Source organism: Holospora undulata HU1 (assembly GCF_000388175.3).
Lineage (GTDB): Bacteria > Pseudomonadota > Alphaproteobacteria > Holosporales > Holosporaceae > Holospora > Holospora undulata_A.
Genome location: NZ_ARPM03000188.1, coordinates 1 through 7,247, shown reverse-complemented (window position 1 = coordinate 7,247; position 7,247 = coordinate 1). Strand labels below are relative to the sequence as shown.

Genomic DNA, 7,247 nt, shown 5'->3' with positions numbered 1-7,247 from the left:
ATCTTATTTATTAAGGATGAGAGGTTCATTTGCATTAAACATTGTTGTTTATTTTTAATAAAATAGCCTCTCTTTCGGATCTTTTTAAGACCCTTCAAAAAAGTGAGGGGGACTGAAACGCTGAAGAGAACCTGCAACACTATACGCAAAAATACTTCTTCATTTCTTGCTTCTGTTCAAATTAGATACCTTTTTCTTTGGTTGATTTTCTCGTGACGACACTATCTAACCAATTACACGCTGATATATTTAAGAGCGGTTAATCCAACAACAACAGCAGTTTCGCTTCGCAAGCACAAGGAATTAAGACATACCGGACGGATTTCAGAATGATTTTGAAACATTTTTATCTCATGGGGGCTCCACCCTCCTTCCGGTCCTATCCATAAATTGTTATGAAAAAAATCTGAAGATTGCTTAGTATCGTGCTTCCTTTCAAAAAGATCTTTATGTGCCACCCATCCGCCAGAAACAGAACTAAGAGCTTTTTCAAAAAGAACTACAGGAAGAATATCGGGAACAGTGTAGCGCCCGCTTTGTTCGGCTGCTTCCTGCACAATACGCTCTGATCTGTCTTTATTAAACCGATGTACGGAACTATACTGAGTAATGATGGGGTGGATGTGAGTTATTCCAAGTTCTGTGCTTTTCTCCAACGCCCAATCTAGCCGTTTAAATAGAGAAATATAAAGATGTAACGCAGGCAAAGCAACAGGCTGATCAGCAAATGACTCTACAACATCAAGTTGCTTGTTTGTTTTTTCTAAACAAATAGCCTTCCATCCCCCGTCTCTACCATTAAATACCTCTATCCAAGAACCAGCTTTTAATCGCATCACATTGTGCAAATAGTGAACATGCTGTGGAGACAAAAAAATTATCCCTTTTCCCAAATCTTCTTTTACGAATAGACGAATCATAAAAAATTATTGCCCCCCCCTACAACTTACGAAAAATACCACACTTGTTAAGAGCAAACAAAATGTACAGCAGATCATAAAACTGAATCATCCAAAAATTTATTCCTCTTTTAATTTAGAAAATGGGCCAAGCAAAGCAAAAAACATTTTTTTCTTATTGAACAAAGCTCTCCTTCTTCATACATAAAAAGAAGATCCGCATCCACATCGCCCTTTTTCCTTTGGGTTGTGAAACACAAACCCGGATCGCACTCCATCTTCCACATAATCCATAGTAAGACCAATGATAAACATCAACGCGTTGGATTGAATATAAAGGGTCACATCACCGCTAACCTTAACCTGAACATCTAAGTCACAAGGGTCAGTAACACAAGACATCATGTAGGAAAGAGCCGCACACCCCTTACGCTTTAAGCTAAGCCGTACTGACGCTCCGTTATGCTTTTGGATAATAGCCCTAAGAGACGCTTCAGCTTTAGCTGTCACTGTCAAAATATCCTGATTATTTTTGTCCTTCATCACTTTTTTATTCTCATTCCAAAATATTATAATTTTATAAATAAAAGATCTTTATAATTTTACTTTTAATAAAACGCATTGTCTAGCCTAAAATATCTCCGAAAAATAATTAAAATTTTCAAATTTTATGTAAAATAAGAAATCAAAAGAAAACTTATTCCCTTCCTTCTGAAAAGTTATAAGGAATACTCCAAATCCATTGATTTGCATTATACTTTAACTGGCTTTCAAATCCAAACGGAATAGGATAATTATATGCGCCGTGCCCAAAGTATGGCCAATAAAAAACAGGAATTTCAGTATGTTCAGCAAACCTCTTTATGGCCTTTTCCCAATCTGTATTTTTTCCATAAAACGCACCAAAAATAATTGCTTTTGCCCCTTCTAAAACTTGAGCTTCAGTTAAATGATATAAAGCACGATCAATTTGATATCCTTGAATATTCAAATCTTCTATAATAATGATCTTTCCTTTACTTTTAAGTTGCCAAGAAGTTCCTATGCTGTGAACCAAAAGCGTTAAATTTCCTCCAATAACTTTCCCCTTTAACAATTTAGAACTTTTAGCGGCTTCGTTAAAAGGCCGCAAATTTTTATAATGAAGCACACCAGAGGAATTAGCTAAAATTTCATTCAACAAGAAAAAATTATTTTTTTGAATCCAAGGCTTTCCCCAATCTCCTGGCATAACTCCATGCACCCCTTTCCATCCTTGAGCATCAGCCCAAAGATGCAGGCAAGTCACATCACTATACCCAATAATTCCCTTTGGAAAAATGAGCTTGTCGTTTTTTACCGCTTTCCAAAGCGCGGGAATAAGCCTAGCACACCCATACCCACCACGCAAACACCATACCCAAAAAGAAGAGCGCTTTGTAAGCGCTTTTACAAGTTGCTCTGCCCTATCCTTGTCACTTGCGCTGTGCCAATACACTCCTGGAGCCCAAGATAAAGATTCCAGTTGAGAAAACTTTTTTTTCAATATTGAAAAGGTTTGCGCTTCAACCGCCCCTGCAGGAGCGACAATCAAAGCTTGCTCTAACGCTTTTAGGGAATTTTCTTTTTCAGCGTTTCCATTGAAATACACCCCCATTATTCCCAAAAAAATACTAATTTTAATTTTTAAATTAAGCTTCATTTTCCTTCCTTTAAAATTTTTTTCTTTTTTAGCTATCAGAAATTTTAGGTATCAATTTCAGCTGCCGTTCTTGATCTTGATCCACAACCAACACCCCCTTTGATATAGCATAGTCTAGCTGAGGATCTATCCCCATCACTTGATCTTGCGGAGAAATTTCTACTTCAAAATCTGGATGAACTCCACAGTTTTCTACCCCCCACCCTGCTTCAGGAAACCAAATTGCGTATTCTGGTTGAGTAGTATAGGTGCCGTTAAGCAAGGGGTATCTTGGACTTATTCCAACCACGCCTCCCCAACTTCTCTTCCCTATTACTTTTCCGAGTTTCCAAGATTTAAACGCATAAGCAAACATATCTCCATCAGATCCTGTGTACGCATTAATCAGCAAAACCATAGGCCCCCTTGGAGACAATCTAGGATAAGGCGTTACACCAGACCAGCGACTTTGGTCATATCCAAGACGTTTTTGCGTAAGGTAACGAAAAATAATTTCAGATACATTGCCCCCTCCATTAAACCGAACATCAATAACTAAACCAGGACGATCAAATTCTTGAAGATACGATCTCATAAAGATATCCATTCCTTCGCATCCCATAGTGGGAATATGAATGTACCCCAACTTTCCCTGGCTTTTTTCGTGCACATACGCGGTATTTTTTGCAATCCACGCCTCATAACGCCACTTTCGTTCTTGATAACCTTTTTCCGGAAAAACCACAACAGAACGACGACTTTCTTCTGTCGGACCTATTTCAACAGGAATTCCATATCCTGCCCTATCCCACAAAAGTTGTTCTGGAGGACAAAACTTAGATAAACGTTTTCCCCCAATTGACCACAACAAATCTCCCACCTTAACAGAAAGTCCAGGGCGTTGTAATGGCCCTAATTGCCCTGAAAGTTGAATAAAAAATTCATCTATTCTGTAGGCATCTGCTTCTTCCACATAAGAAAAAGAAGCCCCTAGCGTAGAAGAAAACGGAGAACAAGATCTTGATTCTTGCGCACCTAAAATATATGCATGAGAAGTACCCAGCTCTCCATGCATTTCTTCAATGATGGCCCATAAATCTTCTATTTCTGTTATCCGTGCTATCAGGGGGTGATATCGCTGATATACTGCATCCCAATCTACTCCTCCTAGATCGCTTCTCCAGAATAGGTCTTTTTGCAAACGCCATGCTTCATCAAACATCTGATACCATTCTTTGCGATGATTCACACGAAGAGAGATACGATTCCAATCAAGCCATCCCCCTTTACGAAAAGAAGAATCTTCTCCATCTTCCGGTCTTGTTCCAGAAGGAACGACGCGCAACCGCCCTAGATTCAAATAAACCATCCATTTTTGATCATAAGACAGACTCCATTCTTGAACAGAATCCAGGATGCTACTTTCTGTTAAATCAGAAAAGCTGTACTTCCAAAGCTTTTGTTCCCATTTTTGTGATTCTGGTAAAGAGTCAGACTCAATCAAGGCACTGTACAGCAAGCCATCTTCTAAACAAATCATTTGCGTATAGGCTCTTGCAGCAAGAGGCAAAGGCTGCACCCTAAGCTGAATCCCTTCAAAATCAATGATAGATTCAAAAGTAGGAGCGTTTGTTTTGGAATCACTTACAGATTCTGATTGGTTTTCCGAATCTAAAGTGCTTGATTGTGCTTTTGAACCTTGTTCTGCATTTTCTTTTTCTGACTCGTCAGAAATTTTTTTGTTTTTTTCATCTTCTAAGGCGTTTCCGTTTTCTGATTTTTGATGCTGCTCTTCAAGCGCTGCATATAATAAGCTAGGAGTATCTTTCAAAAGCGTAACAACAAAAGGCAGTAAGGGAGCTTCAAATTGGCTAGAAAAATGAACAGGATCAAAAGTAGATTCCACATGTCGCGCAGAGAAAAAAAACAAATAGCGTCCCTTAGGATCAAAAACTGGAAAAACATTTTCAAAAATATCTTCTACAACGACATGACGTTGGTTGTTTTGAACGTCGTAAATCACGATAGAAGAGCTGTGTGCCCTGCTCGGCAATCCATAAGCAAGTGCTTGACCGCATGGAGACCAGGAAACTCCTGCGATCTCTTCTCGTTTCTGAGTGCACTCTTCAAAAACTGTCTCAATCCATTGCCCATTTTTTTGTTCTAAATCTAACCAGAACAATTCATGCCGATGATTGCTTAAAACTAATCGACGTTTTTCGGGATGCGCTTCCATCACAGTAATGCGCCCCCATTCTCTTTGAATACCAGAAAAATCATCCCATTTATAGACAGTTTCTATCGAACCAATATCTTGGAACAAATGAAGCACATCTTGCTTACCTTCATCGCATACAGCAATCAGCTCTTTGTCAGACAGCCATTGCAAACACCGATAGTGTCCAAAAGGTTCTTGGCCATAGGGCAACTGCCAAACTGGCCCTTTATAACACGTCATTTGAAAAAGCTGACCACGACTTACTATGGAAAGATGTTTCCCAGTTTTAGACAGCGCACAAGTCCTGTAGTACGATCCTGCGTTATAAGAAGTATCATTTTTTGTTGCTCCAGCGCTGATGGGAACGCAAACTGTTTTAACGACCTCATCCTTTACAGACAAAACATGAAGTGTTCCCCCCACTGTATATACTAGGTGGTCTTGAGTTCCTGTCAAATGCATAGGGTAAAACTCAAGATTCTTGGTGTGTTGCCGCATATCTGAACCGTCCCAAAGAACTGAATGCACATTTCCCCATCCACTAACGTCAGATAAAAAGAAAATACGATCTTTCACACATACAGGACAAACATAATTGTACTGATTATTGTTAAGCAAAGGAGAAAAATTTTGATTTTTTTCTGTATCAATCCAAAGATTTCCAACGGTCCCCCCTTGATAGCGCTGCCACGCCCCATATCGATACCCTGCTCTTTGAATAACGCAACGATTTTGATCATCCCAAGCAATAGCGTTGGCTTCTCCGCACGCAACACGAGTCCACTGTTTTGAACAAGGACACAATAAGAAAATTTCAGAAATTTCAAAAGGATGTTTTGATCCGGTTTTGATAACAATTTGATCTTGATTCCACCCTAAAACACTGACTGGCGTTGAACTGTAAGTTAGTTGCTCTGAACTAGATTCCCCATTCCACTGTACAAAAACCTGCCCCATGCTACTCCAAGCAATACCCTTTGGGTGCAGTGCCAAAGACTTTATGCTATCGTAATCTCCGGTAAGACGCGTTAATTCCTGCGCTTGAAGCGTCATTGTCCAAATACTTTTTCCCAACAAAAAAGCAACGGAAGATTGACACACGCTGGGATACCGTATATAGGCTGACATAAAGATTTCCTAAATGAAAAAATTTTCTCATTATATCATAATCGCGAATAAAATCTCAAGAATACTTATAGAAATTCTATTTTCAAGTTACGAATAATCTTAAAAAACAAAAATCAATAAAAAAAAATAAATAAAAAATTCTATACTATTTTGTTATTTTAAAAATTCAAAATAAGAACCATCAATACTAATAAATTTTCTTCAAAACTTATTTTCTATTTGGGCACAGTGTTTTTTTTCATTTTTTTGTGAAAAGCCCCTAGTATCAAAAAAAAATAATGCTATAATTCAAAGTGACGCGGTCATGGCGAAGCTGGTAGATGCGCAACGTTGAGGTCGTTGTGGGGGAAACCCCAGGGAAGTTCGAATCTTCTTGACCGCAGTTTTTTTAATCAATTTATAAAATTAATTATATTTTTTTCTACTTACAGAAATTTTTAACTGAAATAGAGCGTCACAAGATAAAGGTTTTATACAAAAATAACTTAGTAGTTTTCCTAAAAAGTGTTTAAGTAAAAAAATGCTGTTTAGTAAAAAGAAGGTTCCACAAAGGAATGGGGGTAAGATTTTTTTTAATTCGTGGAAATTACCTAGAACCTGTCTTCAAAAATTTAAATAAAATAAAATACAATCTGATAGAAAGCTTGGTTAGAAGGTAAATGACATACCCTATCCGAGAGGATTTGAGTGACACACAATGGAGATTTAATAAAATCTTATTGTGATACAGGGGATTGTGGCAAAAAACGTAAGAAAGCGCTTACTAACGGGGTGTTTTATCTTATAAAGACAGGCTGTCAGTGGCGCTTTTTTCCGCAAGAATACCCTCCGGAAAAGTGTGCACAGGTTTTACATGCAAACAAAACAAAGGGGAATTTGGAAGAAAGTGACAAAAGTTCTTATAGAAAAAACCGAATAACAGTGGACGAAATGCTAATCCGATAATTACTTACAAAGTGCAAAAACAACGCACAAGGCTTTAAATCAAGGGATTGATGGGGGGAAAAGGTCAAAGAACGTAAACGCCATAGTGTCACGGATCCCCCCTAGGACATATTTTTCATCTGAAGGTTCACACTATTGCGGGATGCAAGGTACTTCATAAGGTAGGTATAAAATATCCATCGCTTCAAGACGTATGCTCAGAAGCTGGTTCTCGTAAAACGTTCGAAGAGTTACTCAAAACATATTAGGCCCCTTGAAAAAACATAAAATAAAACTTTGTTTATGTACTGGAAAAGAAAGATAAGTAAGTACGAAGAATAAAAAGCAGAGACAGAAAAAAGCTTTAGAAGATTAACCGGGGTCAAAAAGTCAACTTTTGAGAAAATGGCCCAGATCT

5 protein-coding genes and 1 tRNA gene are annotated in these 7,247 nt (G+C 38.1%); 2 read left to right on the top strand and 4 right to left on the bottom strand.

What is annotated here, in order from left to right; translation table 11 throughout:
* Nucleotides 1-233 precede the first annotated feature (233 nt).
* The 4 genes from K737_RS05785 to K737_RS05770 all read right to left on the bottom strand — a co-directional run bounded on the left by K737_RS05785 (nucleotide 234) and on the right by K737_RS05770 (nucleotide 5,905).
* Nucleotides 234-920 carry an RsmE family RNA methyltransferase gene (locus K737_RS05785; RefSeq protein WP_006294681.1) on the bottom strand — a complete coding sequence of 229 codons (687 nt, stop codon included), beginning with the start codon at nucleotides 918-920 and terminating at the stop codon, nucleotides 234-236.
* A 177-nt stretch (nucleotides 921-1,097) separates the two neighbouring features.
* Entirely contained in the window at nucleotides 1,098-1,442 is a 345-nt protein-coding gene (locus K737_RS05780) for a HesB/IscA family protein (protein ID WP_006294679.1), read from the bottom strand.
* Nucleotides 1,443-1,596: 154 nt separating this feature from the next.
* Complete coding sequence (locus K737_RS05775) at nucleotides 1,597-2,580, bottom strand: LD-carboxypeptidase (protein WP_006294678.1); 984 nt, start codon at nucleotides 2,578-2,580, stop codon at nucleotides 1,597-1,599.
* A gap of 28 nt (nucleotides 2,581-2,608) precedes the next feature.
* Nucleotides 2,609-5,905 (bottom strand): S41 family peptidase, encoded by a 3,297-nt coding sequence (locus tag K737_RS05770; protein ID WP_006294677.1) that lies wholly within the window; start codon nucleotides 5,903-5,905, stop codon nucleotides 2,609-2,611.
* A 298-nt stretch (nucleotides 5,906-6,203) separates the two neighbouring features.
* Between K737_RS05770 and K737_RS05765 the strand changes: the two genes are divergently transcribed.
* A tRNA-Leu gene (locus K737_RS05765) sits at nucleotides 6,204-6,287 on the top strand.
* Nucleotides 6,288-6,592: 305 nt separating this feature from the next.
* Entirely contained in the window at nucleotides 6,593-6,850 is a 258-nt protein-coding gene (locus K737_RS05760) for a transposase (protein ID WP_006294676.1), read from the top strand.
* The last annotated feature ends 397 nt before the right edge of the window (nucleotides 6,851-7,247 follow it).

Bases quoted from the DNA above. Each gene is read 5' to 3' on its own strand.
- K737_RS05785 (WP_006294681.1), bottom strand. From the start codon at position 920: ATGATTCGTCTATTCGTAAAAGAAGATTTGGGAAAAGGGATAATTTTT.
- K737_RS05780 (WP_006294679.1), bottom strand. From the start codon at position 1,442: ATGAAGGACAAAAATAATCAGGATATTTTGACAGTGACAGCTAAAGCT.
- K737_RS05775 (WP_006294678.1), bottom strand. From the start codon at position 2,580: ATGAAGCTTAATTTAAAAATTAAAATTAGTATTTTTTTGGGAATAATG.
- K737_RS05770 (WP_006294677.1), bottom strand. From the start codon at position 5,905: ATGTCAGCCTATATACGGTATCCCAGCGTGTGTCAATCTTCCGTTGCT.